Consider the following 19,955-nt stretch of genomic DNA (forward strand, 5'->3'; position numbering starts at 1 on the left):
CGAGACCGCTACATGTCCAGACCGAGGTCGAGAACACCGACCGAATGCGTGAGGGCGCCGACTGCGAGGAAGTCGACTCCGGTTGCGGCGTAATCGGCGGCCACGTCGAGGGTCAGCCCGCCGGAGGACTCGAGTTTCGTCGACGGTGAGATCGCATCGCGTTTCTGTACCGCCATCTGGGTCTGCCACAGCGGGAAATTGTCGAGGAGCACCAACTCTGCGCCTTCGGCCAGGACCTCTTCCAACTGCTTCGGATCGTCGACCTCGACCTCGCATTCGAGGTCGGGAGCCGCTGCGCGGACCGCGCGCAACGCCGCAACCACCGAACCGGCAGCCGAAACATGATTGTCCTTGATGAGTGCCGCGTCCCCCAGCCCCATGCGGTGATTGACGCCGCCCCCGACCCGAACGGCGTACTTCTGCAGACCACGCAGACCCGGCAGAGTCTTACGGCTGTCCCGGATCTTCGCAGCGGTGCCGTCCACGGCCTGGACCCACTGAGCCGTGGCCGAGGCGATGCCCGAGAGATGACACAGCAGATTGAGCATCGTGCGTTCGGCGGTCAGGAGGCCACGCGTGGGTGCGGAGACCGTCAGCACTGCCTGACCTGGTGTCACTCGGGTGCCGTCGGCTACGCGTTCGAGCACCTGGTACTCGCCGGCGCCGATCACTTCGTCGAGCACCAGGAGCCCGACGTCGATTCCCGCGACGGTTCCGTGTCCGCGCGAAACCACGGATGCTTCGGCAACTGCGTCGGCGGGGACGGTAGCGACGGAGGTGATGTCCGGGCCGTATCGAAGGTCCTCGTCGAGGGCCGTCCGGAGCAGCTCGAGTATCTCCTCGCGGTCGAGGCCGCTTCCCAGCAGCACGCCTTCGGTCATCCCCGCACTCCTGTCAGTTGGTGTTCGAGATCATCTTCGACGGCAAGCCTGCCGTCGAGTAGTCGGATATGAATACTGCGCCGCAACTCGTCCGAAGTCGCAGGATGATCCGTCCTCGTGTGGCAGCCACGGCTTTCGGTTCGCGCGCACGCAGCCAGTGCCAGGGCGGACGCGGCGAGGGTCAGCGCAGCGTCCTCGCATACCGCGGGGGACATCGAAGCGGTGGGTAGCGCCCGCGAGTCGAGCTGGTCCGCCAGGTCGGCCAATCCCGTGCCGTCGCGAAGGACGGAAGCGGATTCGGTCATGAGACGCTGCAGTTCCGGGCGCGGCACGAAGGACGTCGGCGCGATGATCGCCTCTCCCACTTCGGTGCTCGTTCCGACCCGCTCGCCCGCAGCGACGCCGACTCGCTCCCCGACCACCAGCCCTTCCAGAAGACTGTTCGATGCCAATCTGTTGGCGCCGTGCAAACCGGTCCTCGCGACTTCGCCTGCGGCGTACAGACCGGGAACCGCTGTGCGGCCGTGGGAGTCGGTCACGACACCACCGCACGAGTAATGCGCGGCGGGGGCAACCGGTATCAACTGAGTACGTGGATCGATCCCGGATTCTTTGCACGACGCCGTGATCGTGGGGAACCTCGCCGCAAACCACTCGACGGTCCGGGCATCCAGGAAGACATGGTCGGCGCCAGTATCCGCGAGCCGCTGCGCGATCGCACGCGACACCACGTCACGAGGTGCCAGATCGCCACTCGGATGGACTCCCGCGGTCACCGATCTACCGTCCACATCCACCAGCGACGCACCCTCGCCGCGGACTGCCTCACTGATCAACGGTCGACGACCGACACCACCTGCGGCATACAGAACGGTGGGATGAAACTGAACGAACTCCAGATCCGCCACCACGGCGCCGGCGTCCAGTGCCAGTGCGATGCCGTCTGCAGTGGCTCCGGGCGGATTCGTGCTGCACGAGTACAGCTGACCGAGCCCGCCCGTCGCGAGAAGAACCGCCGCGGAGTGCACGACACCGAGCCCCTTCGGCGACTGCACCAGAACCCCGGTCACACCCCGAGTGCCGGTGAGAACTCGTACCACCATCGAGTCTTGCAGGACGAGCAACCCCAGTGCGCTTGCTCGCTGAACCTCGGCGCCCGTGGCGTCACCACCCGCGTGCACGATCCGCGCCGCGCTGTGACCGCCTTCCCGGGTGTACGCAAGATATCCGTCGGGCCCACGGTCGAACGTGGCACCCAGATCGGCGAGCGCGGACACGGCACCGTCACCTGCTGCAATGATCGACCGCACCGTGACCTCGTCGCAGAGTCCTGCTCCTGCTGTGCACGTGTCGGCCACGTGGCTGTCGACGGAGTCGGCCGGGTCGTGGCCGTCGACCACTGCGACGCCGCCCTGCGCGAACTGCGTTGCGGTGTCCAGCTTCCCGCCCTTGCCGATCGTGAGGACGCGCAAGCCCGAACGCGCCGCTGTCCGGGCCGCCGTCAGACCCGCGACGCCACCACCGACCACGACCAGATCGGCGTGGTCTTCCCAGGTGACCCCCGGGACGGGCATCGTCACTCGCCTCCGCCAGGATTGCCGATGGCGATCATGCGTTGGACGGACGCACGCGCCCGCTCCGCCGTCGCCCCGTCGACGTGAACTTCGTCCTTGCCCTCGACCAGGCACCGGAGAAGAGCGGCCGGGGTGATCATCTTCATGTAGGGGCACGATGCGCGATCGTTGACCGCCTGGAAGTCCACCTCGGGCGCTGCCTTGCGGAGCTGGTGCAGCATTCCGACCTCGGTGGCGACGAGGACCTGCTTGGCGCCGGTCTCACGTGCCGCATCGAGCATGCCGCCGGTCGACAGGATCTTGACCTTGTCCTCGGGCACGAATCCTTCGCCGGCGAGATAGAGCGCCGACGTGGCACACCCGCATTCCGGGTGGACGAACAGTTCGGCGTCGGGGTGCGACTTGGACTGTGCCGTCAGTTCGTCGCCGTTGATTCCGGCGTGGACGTGGCACTCCCCAGCCCAGATATGCATGTTCTCGCGGCCCGTCACACGCTTGACGTGAGCGCCGAGGAACTGGTCCGGCAAAAAGAGCACATCCCGGTCGGGGTCGATCGACGCGACGACGTCCACCGCATTCGAGGAGGTGCAGCAGATGTCGGTCAGACCCTTCACCTCCGCGGTCGTGTTGACGTACGACACCACGACGGCGTCCGGGTAGTCCTCTTTCCAGGCGCGCAGGTCGTCCGCGGTGATCGAGTCGGCGAGCGAGCAGCCGGCGCGCTCGTCGGGGATCAGGACGGTCTTCTGCGGACTGAGGATCTTCGCCGTTTCGGCCATGAAATGGACGCCGCAGAACACGATCGTGTCCTCGGGCGCTTCCGCGGCGATTCGGGAAAGCGCGAGCGAGTCACCGACGTGGTCGGCAACGTCCTGAATTGCCGGGAGCTGGTAGTTGTGCGCCAGCAGAGTTGCCCCGCGCGCACGTGCCAGGCGTTTGATCTCGGCGGCCCACTCTTCGTTCGCCTCGACGCCCGTGTATCCGCCGGGGCCGTCCTGGATCTGCGAGGTGTTCCCCGCCCACAACGTGCTCGTCATGGCGTACTCCTTCACCGTGAACCCGAGCGGGCTGGCCCGGATTTCCTGATTCAAGGTTTTCGACTTAGGATCGAAAACGTGCCCAATAGTAACACCGCCACCCACGAAGTCCTCACGGCGGTCTTCCAGGTTCGTGGGGTGGAACAACCGGAACTCGCCGTTCTCCTGTGGCAACGCGCACTCGATCCAGCCAAGGGAACCTGGTCACTCCCCGGCGGCACGCTGCGTGGCGACGAGGACTTGTCGACGTCCGCACACCGCCAACTGGCCGAGAAGGTCGATGTCCGTAAAGTCGCGCATCTCGAGCAACTATCGGTGTTCAGCGCGCCGGATCGCGTACCCGGCCCACGCCGGATCGCCTCGACGTTTCTCGGACTCGTGCCGTTGACATCGGACCCGAAACTTCCTCCCGACACCGCCTGGCACCCCGTGTCCGCCCTCCCCCCGATGTCCTTCGACCACGGAACCGTGGTCCGCCATGCTCGCAATCGCCTCGCCGCGAAACTCTCCTACACCAATATCGCGTTCGGCCTCGCACCCGAGGAGTTCGCGATGTCGACGCTGAAGGAAATCTATTGCGCCGCACTCGGGTACCAGGTCGATGCGACGAACCTTCAACGGGTACTCGGTCGACGACGAGTACTCACCGCCACCGGGCACACGGCCAAATCGGGTAAGGCGGGAGGACGCCCTCCGGCCCTGTACCGCTTCACGGACTCCACGCTTCGAGTGACGGACGAATTCGCCGCCCTGCGACCGCCTTCGTGAACGCCTAGCCCACCGATCGTCGCGAGTCCTCGGCGATCTCCTCGGAATCGGCCCCGTCCACCGATTCGTCAGGAGACTTCGACACTCCGAGATCGTCGTAGGGATTGAGCGCAGCCAGAACCAGTGTGGTCACGCAAGCCGCGAGGGGCTGAAAGATCAACACCAGCCACGAGCCGATTCCGGTTGCCACCGCGGCCACGTCCCCCACCTGAAGGTTCGCAGGCTCGGGGAACCGCAGGCCCGCGACTCCTGTCCCGGCACCTGCCATCACCGCGGCACCCACGACGGAACCGATCAGCACCCCGGCAACCGCGAGCGGCCCACGAGCGCCCCGGACGACCCACACCGCGGCGGCCGAGACGATGCCGACGACCAGCCCAGCACAGGCGAGCAGAGCAGCGGCATCGAATCGATGCAGACTCTCACCCGTGAGCGGAAGCAACCGTCCGGACGAGAGGACGAGATCGTGTTCCGCCGGGGCGAGCAGACCCCAAACGATTCCGATCAACGCGCTGCCGACCACCACCGCACACACGGCGACCGCAGCAGCACCGAGTGGGGTTCCCCGAAGATCCTTCACGCGGACCGACGCTACCTCCGCCCGAGGCCGATCGAATCGAACACGCCGTGACGGGAACATTTCGCCCACCATCCGTCCGGACTGATCTGGACGATCATCCGACGCCCGCACGCCCCACAGAATCGCGGTGGCTCGAGACCCAGCTGCGCGGACGTCGGAACGACGTCGTCGACACCTTCGACGAGGCGACGGCCCGTGTACACGTTGAAGTTCACCTCGGCCGCGTCGTCGGCCCCCGCCTGAACGGGAATCATCACAGCGTGTCGTTCAGAGCCTTGATGGGCATCTGAAGGTCCACCAGCAGGTCGAGATCCTGCTCGGCAGGCCGACCGAGGGTCGTCAGGTAATTGCCCACGATGACTGCGTTGATGCCACCCAGGATGCCTTGCTGCGCACCGAGATCGCCGAGAGTGATCTCACGACCACCGGCGAACCTGAGAATCGTCCGCGGGAGTGCCAGCCGGAACGCCGCAACGGATTTGAGCGCCTCGCTCGCGGGGAGAACCTCGAGGTCGCCGAACGGGGTTCCAGGGCGAGGATTCAGAAAGTTGAGTGGCACCTCGTCGGGTTCGAGTTCCGCCAGGTTCGCGGCGAACTCCGCCCGCTGCTCGAGGCTTTCACCCATGCCGAGGATGCCTCCGCAGCACACTTCCATTCCGGCCTCGCGCACCATGCGCAACGTGTTCCACCGCTCTTCCCACGTGTGGGTGGTGACGACTTCGGGAAAGTGGGACTTCGACGTTTCGAGATTGTGGTTGTAGCGGTGCACGCCCATTGCCGCGAGCTGATCGACCTGCTCCTGGGTGAGCATGCCCAGCGAGCATGCGATCTGGATGTCGACCTCGTTGCGAATGGCCTCGATACCGGCCGCGACCTGTGCGAGCAGGCGCTCGTCCGGCCCACGGACCGCGGCGACGATGCAGAACTCGCTCGCACCGGACTTCGCCGTCTGTTTCGCCGCTTCGACGAGCGACGGGATGTCGAGCCACGCTGCGCGCACGGGCGACTGGAACAGACCCGACTGCGAACAGAAATGACAGTCCTCGGGACAACCACCGGTCTTGAGGCTGATGATGCCCTCGACCTCGACCTCGGGGCCACACCACTTCATCCGCACGTCGTGCGCGAGCGACAGCAGGTCTTCGAGGCGGCCGTCGCCCAGCTGCAACACTTCGAGAACCTGCGCTTCGGTCAGCGGTTCTCCGCGCTCGAGAACTTGCTCACGCGCAATGGCGAGAATGTCTGTCTGGACCGGGGCCGACGTCACACGAATCTCCTGAAGGGCTGGAACCGAACGGTCTGAAATTGGACGATGTGGAATTGAACACCGTACAAGTTGAACGGCGTTCACGTTAGATCCGTGGTGGAATGGTGTCAAAGGTCGGTCCGAACCGACCCGAAACGACGGAGAGCCGAAGAAGTGCAACTGAGACGAGCCGACGTCCTGAACGGGGCGATGGCGATTCTGGACGAATACGGTCTGGCCGACCTGACGATGCGTCGGCTCGCAACGTCTCTCGACGTCCAACCGGGAGCCCTGTACTGGCACTTCCCCAACAAGCAGACACTGCTGGGGGCCATGGCCGACCGGATCGTCGAAGATGTCGACGCCACCGACGGTCTGTCCGAAGAGTGGTCCGAACGACTCACCGGTCTCGCACGTCGCCTCCGCTCCGCGTTGCTCACGCACCGCGATGCCGCCGAGCTCGTCTCCGCCACCTACGCATCCCGGATGACGAACAGCCGCGTTCGTGAGAGCTTCGCCGGTGCCGCCGCGCTGTCCGGGCTGCGCCCCGAACACGCCGAACTGGCGTCGTACTCGTTGCTGTACTACGTGCTCGGGCACACGGTGGACGAACAGTCCCATACCCAGATGGCGGCGGTCGGCGCGTTGACGCGCGACTCGATCGCGCCGGGCGCACCAGAGTCGGCGCTGGCCGACTACGACGACGATCTGCAGGCCGGTGACCCGGACACGCGCTTCGATTTCGGGCTGACACTGTTCGTGGACGGCATTCGCACCCGACTGAAAGACTCCGCCCCACACCACTGACGGCGCACACTTGAAGCACCTTGCTCATCAGGCAGAGGAGTGCGCAGGTGCTGATTCGCTCCGTGATCGCCGTCCTCGCGACAACCGTCGTCGCGGTGATGACGGGCGCGCCGTCGGCCCTCGCGCAGGACTCCCCGGGCACGGTCGTCGAGATCGGAGCACTGCCGACGCAATCGTGGCTGGACGGCGCAGAACGTGCCCATCTGGTGACCTACCGAACCATCGGCCCGAACGGTCCCGCACTGAGCACGGGCGCCGTGTTCGTACCACCCGGCCGTGCCCCCGAGGGCGGATGGCCGGTCGTGTCCTGGGCTCACGGCACCGTCGGAATCGCAGACGAATGCGCACCGACGAGGACCGGCTTGATCGGCGGAGCGTATGTGACGCACTGGTTTTCCCAGGGCTACGCGCTCGTCGCCACCGACTACGTGGGACTGGGCACCCCAGGTCTGCACCCATATCTGGACGGCCCGTCCGAAGCGCACGCCGTCGTCGACATGGTTCGTGCAGCCAGGGCCGTCGAACCCGAACTGTCGTCACGATGGGTGACGATCGGGCAGTCGCAGGGTGGCCATGCCGCCCTCGCAACAGCCTCGATCGCGACCGAGTACGCCCCCGAACTCGATTTTCGCGGAGCGGTCGCGACCGGTCCCCCGTCGAACATCGAGAATCTGGCAGTCCTCGGTGGCCCCGACTTTCCGGAAATCCCGCTCGAGGGAAGCACCGTGTTCATCGCGTATGCACTCGCCGGTCTTCGGGCGGCCCGACCGGACGTCGACATCGACTCGTTTCTGAGCCCGAACGGTCGTGCAGCCCTGGAGATCGCGGAGCGATACTGCTATGCGGACGCAGCCGAGCATCTGCACGGCACGACCATAGGGGACCTGCTGTCACGTTCGCTCGACGATCCCGTGTTCCTCGATGCGGCGCGCAGCGCGCTGCGCGTGCCCACTGCGGGTTACGACCGACCCCTGTTCATCGGACAGGGGCTCGCAGACACGATGGTGCCCGCTCCCCTGACCTTCACGCTGGCAGCGCAACTGACAGCGAACGGTGAGCGATTCGAATTCCACACCTACCCGACCGGGCATCTGCCCACCATGCCGGCGTCACTGCCCGACACGACTCCGTTCGTCGCCGGCCTGTTCGGCCAGTGAATCAACCCAGTTCGACTCGAACCAACCCGGTGCGGCCGCAACGAAACCCGCACGGCCCAGACTGCCGCTGCCCGCCGGAATCCGCCCGATCACGGGCACACCCGTCACCTGCGGTAGATCGTCGAGGTTGCACCGGTCTGCGAGCCCGGGCTCGTCCGGCCAGGACCCGACGATCAGTCCACTGCACGACAACCCCGCGGCACCGAGCGCACGAACAGTCAGTTCGGAATGATTCAGTGTGCCGAGGCCTGCAGCAGCTACCACCGCGACGGGCGCTTCCAGACCGGCAGCCACGTCCACCACGGTGAAACCGTCGGTGCCCATACGCACCAACAGGCCGCCCGCCCCCTCGACGAGAACGACGTCGTGCGTCTCGGCGAGCTCCTCGACCGCTGCGACGACGTCGGAGCACGAGATCATCGGCCGTCCGGACCGGCGCGCCGCCGTGTCCGGAGCCAACGGGTCCGGATAGCGCGCAAGCTCGACCAGTGTTTCCACACCGGACAGGCGCGCGACCTCGGCCAGGTCGCCGTCTTCACCGGGAGCGATCCCGGTCTGGACGGGCTTGCACACCCCGACGGTGCGCCCCGACGCACCGATCATCGCGGCCACCGCCGCCGTCGCTACCGTCTTGCCCACATCCGTCGAGGTGCCGGTAACCACGAGAACACTCATGCGCGCGCACCCATCAGCACATCGGTCAGGACCGATTCGATCAGCGCCATGTCGTCGTCGTGCAATGTGGCCCGCGCCGTCAGTCGCAGACGCGACGTTCCCTCGGGCACCGACGGCGGCCGGAAGCATCCGACGTGCAACCCTCGGGACCGGCACTCCGCCGCTGCGTCGAATGCGCGCTGCGGGTCGCCGAGAATCACCGACACCACGGCCGACTGTGCGGAAGCAGCACCGGTCATGTCGGCCAGATCCCGGGCGCGTGCGAGAACGCGACGCGCCCTGTCCGGTTCGCGGCGCAGCACCCCCAGGGCTGCCCGCGCCGCTCCGACGGCAGCAGGCGCCAATCCTGTGTCGAAGATGAATGTGCGGGCCGCGTCGATCAGGTGAGCCCGCACCTTCTCGTCGGCGAGCACCACGCCACCCTGACTCGCCAACGATTTGGACAGGGTTGCCGTCACCACGACATCGGGTTCTCCGGCCAGTCCCACCTCGTGCACCAGTCCGCGGCCACCCCGGCCTCGCACTCCGATTCCGTGCGCTTCGTCCACCAGTAGTAACGACCCGTACTCCCGGCACGCGCTGTGCAGTTCTCGCACCGGTGCGAGGTCACCGTCCGCGCTGAACACCGAGTCGGTGAGCACGAGGGCACGGGCCTCGCTGCGGGTGGCCAGGGCATCCGTCACGAAGCTCGGGTCGTTGTGCGGTGCCACCACCACGCGCGAACGGGACAGCCGGCACGCGTCGACGAGCGACGCGTGGCATCCTGCGTCCGAGATCACCAGGGCGTCCCGACCGGCAAGAGCCGTCACCGCCCCGAGGTTGGCGGCGTAGCCCGACGAGAACACCAAACCGGACTCCGCACCGACGAATTCCGCCAACTCGCGTTCGAGCAACCCGTGCTCGGTGGTCGTACCCGTGACCAGTCTCGAGCCGGTGGCACCTGCGCCCCAACCACGGACGGACTCGATCGCCCCCGCTACGACGTCGGGGTGACGGACCAGGCCGAGGTAGTCGTTCGAGGCGAGGTCGATGGGTTCGCCGGCCTCCCGGCGCGGGCGTAGCTCACGTCGCACGCCGGCGTCACGACGAGCCTCGGCGATGTCGTCCAGCCAGGTCAAGGAAGTACATTCGGTGCCCACAACCAGGACCATACTCGACTTGAACACCGTTCAACCCCTGTGGTGGACCTCTGAAGGCGGCCGCTATCGTCGAGCCCGTGACTGGCCCCCTCTCGACTCCACTCTCCCCCGCCCGCATCTCCGAGCTGGACGCACACCACCTGTGGCATCCGTACGGCGCCGTACCCGCAACCACCAGCCCACTGGTCGTCGACAGCGCCGAAGGCACGCGCCTGCGGCTGGCGGACGGACGCGAACTCGTCGATGGAATGAGCAGCTGGTGGGCCGCTGTGCACGGATATCGGCACCCGACTCTGGATGCAGCAGCGACAACTCAGCTCGGGCGGATGAGCCACGTGATGTTCGGCGGCCTCACCCATGAACCCGCCGCCCGTCTGGCCGAACTGCTCGTCGAGATCACTCCGGATGGACTGGACCGAGTCTTCCTCGCCGACTCGGGCTCGGTGTCCGTCGAAGTGGCGGTGAAGATGGCCCTCCAGTACTGGCGCGGCCGCGGGCGGCCCGGCAAGAATCGCCTGCTCACATGGCGGGGCGGCTACCACGGCGACACCTTCGCGCCCATGAGTGTGTGCGATCCGGACGGCGGCATGCACTCGCTGTGGACCGACGTACTCACCCACCAGATCTTCGCCCCGAAGCCGCCCGCCGAGTTCGAACCTTCCTATCTCGACGAACTGGAGTCCCTCGTCGCCGAGCATCGCGACGAACTGGCAGCGATCATCGTCGAACCGGTCGTGCAGGGCGCCGGAGGCATGCGTTTTCACGATCCGCACTATCTGAACGAACTACGAAAACTGTGCGACGAGAACGACCTGCTCCTGATCTTCGACGAAATCGCAACGGGATTCGGCCGGACCGGCACGCTGTTCGCAGCCGAGCACGCGGGCGTCGCTCCGGATGTGATGTGCGTCGGCAAAGCGCTGACAGGTGGCTACATGACCCTCGCGGCAACCCTGTGTTCGGCCGAGGTCGCCGAAGTCGTCAGCGCAGGCGAGGCAGGCGGACTCATGCACGGCCCCACCTTCATGGCCAATCCACTCGCCTGCGCAGTGGCAGTCGCCTCCACCGAACTGCTCCTCTCCCGTGACTGGCGCAGCGAGGTCGCGGCACTCACGCGCGGACTCGAGAACGGCCTGGCGCCGGCCCGCGAGATCGACGGGGTCGTGGACGTGCGGGTGCTCGGCGGCATCGGCGTCATCGAACTCGATGCCCCGGTGGGCATGCAGGCGGCAACCGATGCCGCAGTCGATGCCGGCGCGTGGCTGCGACCTTTCCGAAACCTGGTGTACGCGATGCCGCCGTACATCTGTTCGGCGAACGACATCGCCACGGTCTGCTCCGGCATGATCGCCGCCGCACGCACAGGCGCCGCGTCGTCACGAACCTGACCTCGCACGCGGCTAGTGTTCAGACATGGCTGAGAACTCGTCGACCTCGGAGTGGTCGTCACCCGTGTGGCCGGGGAACGCCTACCCCCTCGGCTCCACCTACGACGGTGCGGGGACGAACTTCTCCTTGTTCTCGGAAGCCGCCGAAGCAGTCGAACTGTGCCTCATCGCGAAAGACGGCACCGAAACTCGAGTCCCGCTCGACGAAGTCGACGGCTACGTATGGCACGCGTATCTGCCCTCGGTCGTGCCCGGACAGCGGTACGGGTACCGAGTCCACGGTCCGTGGGACCCTGAAAACGGTCTGAGGTGCGACGCGAGCAAGCTCCTCCTCGACCCCTACGGCAAGGCATTCGACGGAACCTTCGACGGTGACGCATCCTTGTTCTCGTGCGACCCGCTATCGGGTGACGACCGTGAGCCGACCGGGGCGGATTCACTGGGCCACACGATGACGACAGTGGTCATCAATCCGTACTTCGACTGGGCATCGGACCGTGCGCCTCGCCGCCCGTACCACGAGACGGTCATATACGAGGCGCACGTCAAAGGCATGACCGCCACGCACCCTGCCGTCCCCGAGGATCTGCGCGGCACCTATGCGGGTCTCGCACACCCCGCGGTGATCGACCATCTGAGCGGTCTGGGAGTCACGGCGATCGAACTGATGCCGGTTCACCAGTTCATGCACGACCGGATACTCCTCGACCGCGGCCTCCGAAACTACTGGGGTTACAACACCTTCGGCTTCCTGGCACCGCACACCGGATATTCGTCGGCAGCGAAACCCGGCGCCGCGGTCTCCGAGTTCAAGGCGATGGTGCGTTCGTTCCACGAAGCCGGCATCGAAGTCATCCTCGACGTGGTCTACAACCACACCGCCGAGGGCAACCATCTCGGTCCCACCATCTGCTTCCGAGGCATCGACAACGCCGCCTACTACCGACTGGTCGACGAGGACGCGGCGCACTACATGGACTACACGGGGACCGGCAACAGTCTCGACGCCCGCCACCCACACACGCTGCAACTGATCATGGATTCCCTGCGCTACTGGGTGACGGAAATGCACGTGGACGGCTTCCGCTTCGACCTCGCGTCCACGCTCGCGCGGGAACTGCACGACGTGGACCGACTTTCCGCCTTCTTCGACCTCGTGCAGCAAGACCCCATCGTCAGCCAGGTCAAACTGATCGCGGAGCCGTGGGACGTCGGCGAAGGCGGATATCAGGTCGGCAACTTCCCCGGTCTGTGGACCGAGTGGAACGGAAAGTTCCGCGACACCGTGCGCGACTACTGGCGCGGTGAGCCGTCCACGCTCGGCGAGTTCGCATCCCGGCTGACCGGATCGTCCGACCTGTACGAGGCTACCGGCCGCCGTCCCGGTGCCAGCATCAACTTCGTCGTCGCCCACGACGGATTCACCCTGCGCGATCTCGTCTCGTACGACGAGAAGCACAACGAGGCGAACGGCGAGGACAACAACGACGGCGAAAGCTACAACCGCTCGTGGAACTGCGGCGTCGAGGGGCCTACGGACGATCCCGAGGTTCTCGCGCTTCGTGATCGGCAGAGCCGCAACATCCTTGCCACACTCCTGCTCAGCCAGGGAACCCCGATGCTGGCCCACGGCGACGAAATGGGCCGCACTCAACACGGGAACAACAACGTGTACTGCCAGGATTCGGAGCTGTCCTGGATGGATTGGTCACTCGCCGATGCCAATGCCGCTCTCGTCGAATTCACCAGGCGGGTCGTCCGCCTGCGCACGGACAACCCGGTGTTCAGGCGGCGCAGGTTCTTCGAAGGGAAACCGATTCGCAGTGGCGACCAGACTCGCGACATCGCGTGGCTGACACCGTCCGGCGAGGAGATGACTCCGGAGGACTGGGACAGCGGGTTCGGACGTTCTCTCGCAGTGTTTCTCAGCGGCGAAGGCATCCCGGAGCCCGACCAGCGTGGTGAACGGGTGGTCGGAGATTCGTTCCTGTTGTGTTTCAACGCCCACGACGGTCCCATCGTTTTCGTCACGCCGGACACCGACCACGCCCACGAGTGGACCGTGGTGCTCGACACGGAATCTGCCACGGGAGACAGCGATGCGATCGTCGTGGCCGGCGCCTCGATCACCGTCGGTCCACGCGCCCTCGCGGTTCTCCGCAGGAGCAGGTGAGAATCGTGGACACGACCGCGCCCGAGATCACCTCGACCTACCGGCTTCAACTGCGCGGGGACGGATTCGGGTTCGCCCAAGCAGCCGAACTGCTGGACTACTTCCACGACTTGGGGGTATCGCACCTGTATCTCTCCCCCATCCTCACCGCTACGACCGGAAGCACCCACGGCTACGACGTCACGGACCCGACGACGGTGTCCGAAGCACTCGGCGGCCGCGAACAGTTCGTTGATTTGTCGAGGTCGGCTCGCGATCGGGGTATGGGTTTGGTGGTCGACATCGTGCCCAATCACCTCGGGATCGCTGTCGCACAGGAGAACGCATGGTGGTGGGACGTTCTGACGCACGGTCGTGATTCGGAGTTCGCCCGGTTCTTCGACATCGACTGGCGCGCCGACAACGGTGCCGACGGCGCAATCGCGATCCCGGTACTCGGCTCGGCGCTCGATGTATCCGCGCTGTGGATCGATCGCGGCGGCGATCAGCCGCGTCTCGCATTTCACGACCACCGTTTTCCCCTCGCTCCGGGGACCGACGGGCGTGATGTCCGTGCGGTACACGAAGCCCAGCACTATCGGCTCTTCCCATGGAATGCAGGCGTGGTCGGGTACCGCAGGTTCTTCGGAGTGGACACGCTCGCGGCCGTTCGCCAGGAGGACCCGGTCGTCTTCGAGGCGACTCACCGCGAACTGACGACCTGGGTGGAGGAAGATCTCGTCGACGGCGTCCGGGTGGATCACCCCGACGGCATGGCCGATCCGCGCGGCTATCTCATCCGCCTGCGCCGCATCATCGGCCCGAACCGCCTTCTCTTGGTGGAGAAGATCCTCGGCTCAGAAGAGCCACTCGACGCGACGCTACCGGTCGACGGAACGACCGGATACGACGCGCTGACCGCCCTGGGTGCCGTATTCGTCGACGCACGCGGCGCGGCCGGTCTCGCAACTCTGGCGAGAAGACGCACAGGCGAACCCGGCGACGCAACCAACCTGGACGAACAGGGTCGGGAACTGAAGCGCACGGTGGCGGCACAGGAATTCCCGCACGAAATGCGGCGACTGGCCCGAGCCGTCGAACGCGAATCGTCCATGTCCACCGACCGCGAGGAACTGACTCGGGCACTTGTCGAACTGGTGGCGCGGATACCCGTCTATCGCACCGATTACGCACCTTTGCGCGGCATCCTTCCCCGCACACTCGACGCGCTGTCGGTCGAACTGCCCTCACTGCGCAGGTCGTGGGATGCTGTCACAGTGGCGTTGGCAGCACAGGGTGAGGCCGCCGTTCGGCTGCAACAGATATGCGGGGCCGTGACCGCGAAGGCCATCGAGGACTGCCTGTTCTACCGCACCGCCCGCCTCGTGTCCTCGCAGGAGGTCGGTGGCGATCCCGGACGCTTCGGAATGTCCCCCACCGAGTTTCACCTCGTCTCCGCTGATCGTGCACGTAACTGGCCACGCACCATGACGACCCTGTGCACGCACGACACCAAGCGAGGCGAAGACGTACGTGCCCGCATCGGGGTCCTGTCTCAGGTACCCGACCTCTGGGCACGCTGCGTCGAGGACTGGGAGAATCGGACCCCTTCCCCGGACCCCGCAGCCGGACTGTTCCTGTGGCAGAACCTGTTCGGTGTGTGGCCTCACCGCGGCCCCGTCGATCTCGGATTGCGAAGCCGGCTGCATGCCTACGCGGAGAAGGCCGTTCGCGAGTCCGGAACCCGTACGACCTGGACCAACGTCGACACCGAGTTCGAGGCCCAACTACACGAGTGGCTCGACGCCGTAATCGACGGACCGGTCGGCAGTTCGCTCGGCGAGCTCACCCACCAACTCGCACCCCACGCCTGGTCAGATTCTCTCGGGCAAAAACTCCTGCAACTCTGCGGACCGGGCATACCGGACCTCTACCAGGGGACGGAACGTTGGGAGGATTCCCTCGTGGACCCCGACAATCGACGGTTCGTGGACTTCGACCGTCTCCGCACCGGTCACCCCGAACCGTCACCGCCGCCGCTCGACGACTCGGGTCGAGCCAAACAGCACGTGGTGCGGCAGTCCCTTCGTCTGCGTCGATCCGAGCCGGAAAGTTTCGTGCACGGCGCCTACACGCCGGTCTTCGCGGACGGCTCACGTTCCGAGCACGTACTGGGCTTCGGTCGAGGCCCATCCGACAAGCCCCTACGCGTGTTGGCGCTGGCGACACGTCTGTCCGTGACACTCGAGGACACCGGGTGGGAGGACACCACCGTGAACCTGCCGGCCGGTGGTTGGCTCGACACGTTGACCGACCGATCGCACTCCGGAAGCGTTCGGGTCGGCGAATTGTTCGACCGATACCCCGTTTCCCTGCTACACCGGAACACATAGCGCACACCGAAGATCGGAGTCACATGTCGCATCGCAGAATTGTCGCCCGCGCCTTCGGAGGACCGGAAGTGTTGGCCGTCGTCGACGGTGACCTTCCCGAGCCGGGCCCGGGTGAAGTGCGGGTGTCACTCCGCGCGATCGGCGTCAACCCCTACGATTTCAAGAGCTACAGCGGGCTCTTCGGCGCCGACGAATCGAAGCTGCCGATCGCACTCGGTTCCGAGGCGTCCGGGGTGATCGACGCCGTGGGTGCCGATGTGAGTCTCGACGTCGGCACGGAGGTCGTCGTCTATCCGGCCAAGGGCGGGAGCTACGCCGATGCCGTCGTAGTTCCGGAAACGTCGGTCACCGCGAAACCGGTCAACCTGTCGTGGGAACAGGCAGCGGGCCTCCTCGCCGCCGGAGTCACAGCCGCAGATCTCGTGGAGACCGTTGCGACAGCCGCGGGCGACACAGTGCTCGTCCACGGTGCCGCCGGCGCGGTGGGATCGGTCGCGGTCCAATTGGCCGCTGCGAGAGGTGCAGTCGTGATCGGAACGGCTCGAGCGAACAACCACGACTACGTTCGCCAACTGGGCGCCACACCCGTCAAATACGGCCCAGGCCTGCTCGACCGCGTCCGCGCCTCGGCCCCGAACGGTATCGACGCTGCCATCGACACCGTGGGCAGCGTGGAAGCCGCCGACGTGTCTGTCGAGTTGGTCTCGGACCCCACCCGAATCGTCACCACCGTCCCGGGCCCGACCGCTGTGGAACGCGGAATCACCGCAGTGGGGGGAGGCGACGCTGCCAGCGTCGAGAATCGAAGGAATGCGCGGCCGCAGCTGATCGAGCTCGCCGCGGACGGCGCGTTGAACGTCCGCGTCGCGAAGGTCTTCGCACTGTTCGATGCCGCCGAAGCCCATCGGCAACTGGCCGGACCACACGAGCCAGGTAAGTTCGTGCTCATCCCCTGACCCCACCCTGACATCGGTCGGGTCAGGAGTCGTTCTGCTCGCGCCGTTTGCGCGCTATACGACGCTGCTCCTCGGCACGCTCACGACAGCGACGGAGGAACTCTTCGTCGTCCTCCGGATTCTGCGCAACGTGCCTACCCGGCCGCTCGTACTCGCCGTATCCAGTGCGCGGCGTCGAAACCCGAGTGCCGAAATCCTGACCGCGGCCGACGAACAACCACAACAGCGACCCCACGGTCGGCAGGACGATTACGACCACGAGCCAGCCCATCTTGGGTAGATGCACGATCTCTCGCTCGTTGCGAGTGATCACATCCACGATGCAGAAGACCCACAACAGCATCGTGACGAGACCGAACAGAAAGTACGGCACCGACGAATTCCCCTCCGTGAAAAGTGGCCTGCTCCCTTACACCCCAACGGCAGGTTCGCACAATCGAACCACAAGCGCCGACGGCTACTGAAGGAGACTGGAGCGAATCGTCGACTTCACCCAGTTTCGGTAGGCCACCGTGTCCCAGTTGCACTGACGCCGCAGCAGATCGTGAACCTGCGGAGATACCACCGTGTACAGAACGTCGGCTGCGTGCTGCACGGTGACGTCCCAGCGCAACATGTCGCTCGCGGCGAGCCCTTCGGCAATCGTCATCGCATTGGTCGCCGTTTCCACGGCGTGCTCCGATGCGAACCGTGCCATCTCCTCGTCGGCACCCGAGGACTCCACAGCCGCGAGCACGAGCCGACCGGTGTTCTCGTGGATCTCGGTGGCCTGCCACACCAGATGGTCGAGTACGACATCCGCTTCGTCGCCCGCCGGATCCCGTGGTACCTCCAGCACGATTTCCGGAAGTGCCCCTGCCGCGTCGAACGCAGCGTGGAACAGTTCCGATTTGCCGCCGGCAAACACCGCCGACACGGTCCGCATCGCCACTCCGGCACGCTCTGCGACGTGCCGCACCGTCGTACCGACGTACCCCCGCTCACGGAACAGATCCCCCGCCGCACTGCGAATAGCCTCGCGTGTACGTCGAGCCGCATCCACCCGCAACGGAGAACGATATGTCCTCGTGGGGGCTGTTTTCTCCGTGTCCTCGTTCATCGAGTGCACTGTAACAACATTCGATACACGACAACTGCATTCGAATCATCCAGGGTGTTCCACCCATGCATCCGAGCCGGGAAACACCAACACCTCGTGACCGTCGTCGTATCGAACGAGATACGGCGGCGTGCCGTTCTCGCCGTGAACTTCGATCACTTCCGCAGTCTGCTGTTGCTGCCCGACCACCCGTCCCTGGACGTGCAACCGGTCGCCCACCGCTACCTGCATGACCCTCTCCTTCCTTTCATCCCAGCTTGCTCTTCGGGCCCTCGAGTCCGAAAGGGTGCGCGCCGACCAGTCGGTACCGCTCGCAACGACCTGCACGAGGGGGCATTCTGGAACCGTGCACACTTTCGAGGTCTGGGCCCCCTTCGCCGACCGTGTCCGCGTACAGGTCGACCGCACGCTCCACGACATGACACCGACCGTCGACGGCTGGTGGCAGGCACGGGTCGACTGCGCCTCGGATGCCCGCTACGGCTTCGTCCTCGACTATGCGCGGACGCCCGACAGCGAACATGTGGTCCTTCCCGACCCGCGCTCGCCGCGGCAACCGGACGGGGTTCACTCGCCTTCCCAACTGCACGAGCTGGACCGGTCGGTGTGGACGGATTCCCATTGGACGGGCCGACAGCTCGCCGGTTGCGTTGTCTACGAACTTCACGTCGGCACCTTCACCCCCGAAGGCACCTTCGACTCCGCCATCGACAAACTCGATCACCTGGTTCGACTCGGCATAGATTTCGTCGAACTGATGCCGGTCAACGGTTTCAACGGAACCCACAACTGGGGCTACGACGGGGTTCTCTGGTACACCGTTCACGAGGCATACGGCGGCCCCGACGGTCTCGCACGTTTCGTCGACGCCTGTCACGCGCGCGGTCTCGCGGTTGCACTGGATGTCGTCTACAACCACCTCGGCCCGTCCGGCAACTACCTCGATCGATTCGGCCCCTACCTTGCAGAGACGACGAACACGTGGGGACGAACCCTCAATCTCGACGGACCGTCGAGCGATCAGGTGCGCCGATACATCATCGACAACGCGCTGAGATGGTTCGCGGAGTTCCACATCGATGCGCTTCGTCTCGACGCCGTGCACGCTCTCGTGGACAACACCGCCACCCATCTCCTCGAAGACCTGGCAACGGAAACCAGACGTCTCGCCGCCCATCTGAGACGGCCACTCACGCTCGTCGCCGAGAGCGATCTGAACGATCCGAAGCTGATCACGCCCCGCTCGTCGGGCGGTTACGGACTCGATGCCCAATGGGACGACGACGTTCATCACGCCGTGCATGCGGCGGTGTCGGGTGAACGCCAGGGTTATTACGGCGACTTCGGATCGCTCAGATGCCTGTCCGACACGTACCGGCAGGGCTTCTTTCATACCGGCACCTTCTCCACGTTCCGGGGCCGATTGCACGGCCGCCCCATCGACACGCGACGCACTCCCGCCAGTTCGCTGGTCGCGTACACGTGCACTCACGATCAGATCGGCAATCGTGCGATCGGCGATCGTCCGGGTACGTACCTCACCGACGGACAATTGGCGATCAAGGCCGCCCTGGTGCTGTGCTCTCCGTTCACGCCGATGCTGTTCATGGGCGAGGAGTGGGGCGCCGGAACACCGTTCCAGTTCTTCACTTCGCACCCCGAGCCCGAGCTGGCTTCGGCTACCGCCACCGGCCGCCGGGAGGAGTTCGCCGAGCACGGGTGGAACCACGAGGACGTTCCGGACCCTCAGGACCCGGAGACGTTCGAACGTTCCAAACTCGATTGGACCGAGCTGGATTCGCCCGACCATTCGCGTCTGCTCGAGTGCTATCGGGACTTGATCGCATTGCGCCGGTCGCGGCCGGAACTCACCGACCCGTGGCTCGAACACCTCGGAATCGACTACGACGAGGACGCAGGGTGGATCGTGCTTCAACGTGGCGCATTACGGATCGCCTGCAACCTCGGTGCCCAGGCGGTCACCGTTCCCATCGGCGGGTCACCGCTGTTGTGGTGGGAGTCTCCGACGCAGGACGAGACCGCCTCGACGACCACAATCGCGCCTCGATCCTTCGTCGTCCTCGAACACCCCCTGTGAGTGGC

The 19,955-nt window shown here is 65.7% G+C and carries 19 protein-coding genes; 8 read left to right on the forward strand and 11 right to left on the reverse strand.

Annotation, left to right across the window (positions count from 1 at the left end; genetic code table 11):
• Positions 1-8: 8 nt before the first annotated feature.
• From nadC to nadA, 3 genes are read right to left on the reverse strand one after another with little or no spacing between them, the layout of a single operon-like run.
• A complete protein-coding gene (gene nadC, locus ACFWO3_RS15220) occupies positions 9-881 on the reverse strand; it encodes a carboxylating nicotinate-nucleotide diphosphorylase (protein WP_378579048.1) in 873 nt (290 codons plus the stop codon).
• A complete protein-coding gene (locus tag ACFWO3_RS15225) occupies positions 878-2,461 on the reverse strand; it encodes an L-aspartate oxidase (protein WP_378579052.1) in 1,584 nt (527 codons plus the stop codon). The genes nadC and ACFWO3_RS15225 overlap by 4 nt, the downstream gene beginning before the upstream one ends.
• On the reverse strand, positions 2,458-3,492 hold the full coding sequence (gene nadA, locus ACFWO3_RS15230; RefSeq protein WP_378579054.1) for a quinolinate synthase NadA: 1,035 nt from the start codon (positions 3,490-3,492) through the stop codon (positions 2,458-2,460). The genes ACFWO3_RS15225 and nadA overlap by 4 nt, the downstream gene beginning before the upstream one ends.
• A 78-nt stretch (positions 3,493-3,570) precedes the next feature.
• Here nadA and ACFWO3_RS15235 point away from each other — a divergent pair, with 78 nt between their 5' ends.
• On the forward strand, positions 3,571-4,260 hold the full coding sequence (locus tag ACFWO3_RS15235; protein ID WP_378579057.1) for an NUDIX domain-containing protein: 690 nt from the start codon (positions 3,571-3,573) through the stop codon (positions 4,258-4,260).
• 4 nt (positions 4,261-4,264) lie between these two features.
• On the opposite strand, the gene ACFWO3_RS15240 is transcribed toward ACFWO3_RS15235, so the two are convergent.
• From ACFWO3_RS15240 to bioB, 3 genes are read right to left on the reverse strand one after another with little or no spacing between them, the layout of a single operon-like run.
• A complete protein-coding gene (locus ACFWO3_RS15240) occupies positions 4,265-4,840 on the reverse strand; it encodes a DUF2567 domain-containing protein (protein ID WP_378579059.1) in 576 nt (191 codons plus the stop codon).
• 11 nt (positions 4,841-4,851) lie between these two features.
• Positions 4,852-5,094 (reverse strand): hypothetical protein, encoded by a 243-nt coding sequence (locus ACFWO3_RS15245; RefSeq protein WP_378579062.1) that lies wholly within the window; start codon positions 5,092-5,094, stop codon positions 4,852-4,854.
• Entirely contained in the window at positions 5,094-6,107 is a 1,014-nt protein-coding gene (bioB, locus tag ACFWO3_RS15250; RefSeq protein ID WP_378579065.1) for a biotin synthase BioB, read from the reverse strand. The genes ACFWO3_RS15245 and bioB overlap by 1 nt, the downstream gene beginning before the upstream one ends.
• A gap of 153 nt (positions 6,108-6,260) precedes the next feature.
• Between bioB and ACFWO3_RS15255 the strand changes: the two genes are divergently transcribed.
• Both ACFWO3_RS15255 and ACFWO3_RS15260 read left to right on the forward strand, forming a co-directional pair.
• The gene (locus ACFWO3_RS15255; RefSeq protein ID WP_378579069.1) at positions 6,261-6,893 is read left to right on the forward strand and encodes a TetR/AcrR family transcriptional regulator C-terminal domain-containing protein; all 633 of its coding nucleotides are present in this window, start codon (positions 6,261-6,263) and stop codon (positions 6,891-6,893) included.
• A 98-nt stretch (positions 6,894-6,991) separates the two neighbouring features.
• Positions 6,992-8,050, forward strand: a complete 1,059-nt coding sequence (locus ACFWO3_RS15260) for a lipase family protein (protein ID WP_378579255.1) — start codon at positions 6,992-6,994, stop codon at positions 8,048-8,050.
• Here the strand turns inward: ACFWO3_RS15260 and bioD are convergent.
• Positions 8,003-8,725 (reverse strand): dethiobiotin synthase, encoded by a 723-nt coding sequence (gene bioD, locus ACFWO3_RS15265; RefSeq protein ID WP_378579073.1) that lies wholly within the window; start codon positions 8,723-8,725, stop codon positions 8,003-8,005. The genes ACFWO3_RS15260 and bioD overlap by 48 nt on opposite strands.
• The gene (locus ACFWO3_RS15270; protein WP_378579256.1) at positions 8,722-9,876 is read right to left on the reverse strand and encodes an 8-amino-7-oxononanoate synthase; all 1,155 of its coding nucleotides are present in this window, start codon (positions 9,874-9,876) and stop codon (positions 8,722-8,724) included. The genes bioD and ACFWO3_RS15270 overlap by 4 nt, the downstream gene beginning before the upstream one ends.
• 65 nt (positions 9,877-9,941) lie before the next feature.
• Between ACFWO3_RS15270 and ACFWO3_RS15275 the strand changes: the two genes are divergently transcribed.
• From ACFWO3_RS15275 to ACFWO3_RS15290, 4 genes are read left to right on the forward strand one after another with little or no spacing between them, the layout of a single operon-like run.
• Positions 9,942-11,252: an adenosylmethionine--8-amino-7-oxononanoate transaminase gene (locus ACFWO3_RS15275; RefSeq protein ID WP_378579076.1), complete on the forward strand. Its 1,311-nt coding sequence runs from the start codon at positions 9,942-9,944 to the stop codon at positions 11,250-11,252.
• Positions 11,253-11,277: 25 nt separating this feature from the next.
• A complete protein-coding gene (gene glgX, locus ACFWO3_RS15280; protein ID WP_378579081.1) occupies positions 11,278-13,425 on the forward strand; it encodes a glycogen debranching protein GlgX in 2,148 nt (715 codons plus the stop codon).
• 5 nt (positions 13,426-13,430) lie between these two features.
• Positions 13,431-15,797, forward strand: coding sequence for a malto-oligosyltrehalose synthase (gene treY / locus ACFWO3_RS15285; protein WP_378579082.1), 2,367 nt, complete (start codon positions 13,431-13,433; stop codon positions 15,795-15,797).
• 23 nt (positions 15,798-15,820) lie between these two features.
• Positions 15,821-16,753 carry an NADP-dependent oxidoreductase gene (locus ACFWO3_RS15290; RefSeq protein ID WP_378579084.1) on the forward strand — a complete coding sequence of 311 codons (933 nt, stop codon included), beginning with the start codon at positions 15,821-15,823 and terminating at the stop codon, positions 16,751-16,753.
• A 22-nt stretch (positions 16,754-16,775) separates the two neighbouring features.
• Here the strand turns inward: ACFWO3_RS15290 and ACFWO3_RS15295 are convergent, their stop codons facing one another.
• From ACFWO3_RS15295 to ACFWO3_RS15305, 3 genes are all read right to left on the reverse strand, one after another.
• Positions 16,776-17,126 carry a PLD nuclease N-terminal domain-containing protein gene (locus tag ACFWO3_RS15295; RefSeq protein WP_378579088.1) on the reverse strand — a complete coding sequence of 117 codons (351 nt, stop codon included), beginning with the start codon at positions 17,124-17,126 and terminating at the stop codon, positions 16,776-16,778.
• An 84-nt stretch (positions 17,127-17,210) separates the two neighbouring features.
• Positions 17,211-17,852, reverse strand: a complete 642-nt coding sequence (locus tag ACFWO3_RS15300) for a TetR/AcrR family transcriptional regulator (protein ID WP_378579092.1) — start codon at positions 17,850-17,852, stop codon at positions 17,211-17,213.
• 45 nt (positions 17,853-17,897) lie between these two features.
• Complete coding sequence (locus ACFWO3_RS15305) at positions 17,898-18,083, reverse strand: DUF1918 domain-containing protein (protein WP_378579096.1); 186 nt, start codon at positions 18,081-18,083, stop codon at positions 17,898-17,900.
• A gap of 115 nt (positions 18,084-18,198) precedes the next feature.
• Here ACFWO3_RS15305 and treZ point away from each other — a divergent pair, with 115 nt between their 5' ends.
• The gene (treZ, locus tag ACFWO3_RS15310) at positions 18,199-19,950 is read left to right on the forward strand and encodes a malto-oligosyltrehalose trehalohydrolase (protein ID WP_378579100.1); all 1,752 of its coding nucleotides are present in this window, start codon (positions 18,199-18,201) and stop codon (positions 19,948-19,950) included.
• Positions 19,951-19,955: the final 5 nt, after the last annotated feature.

It is taken from the genome of Rhodococcus sp. NPDC058521 (assembly GCF_042719695.1).
GTDB lineage: Bacteria > Actinomycetota > Actinomycetes > Mycobacteriales > Mycobacteriaceae > Rhodococcus_F.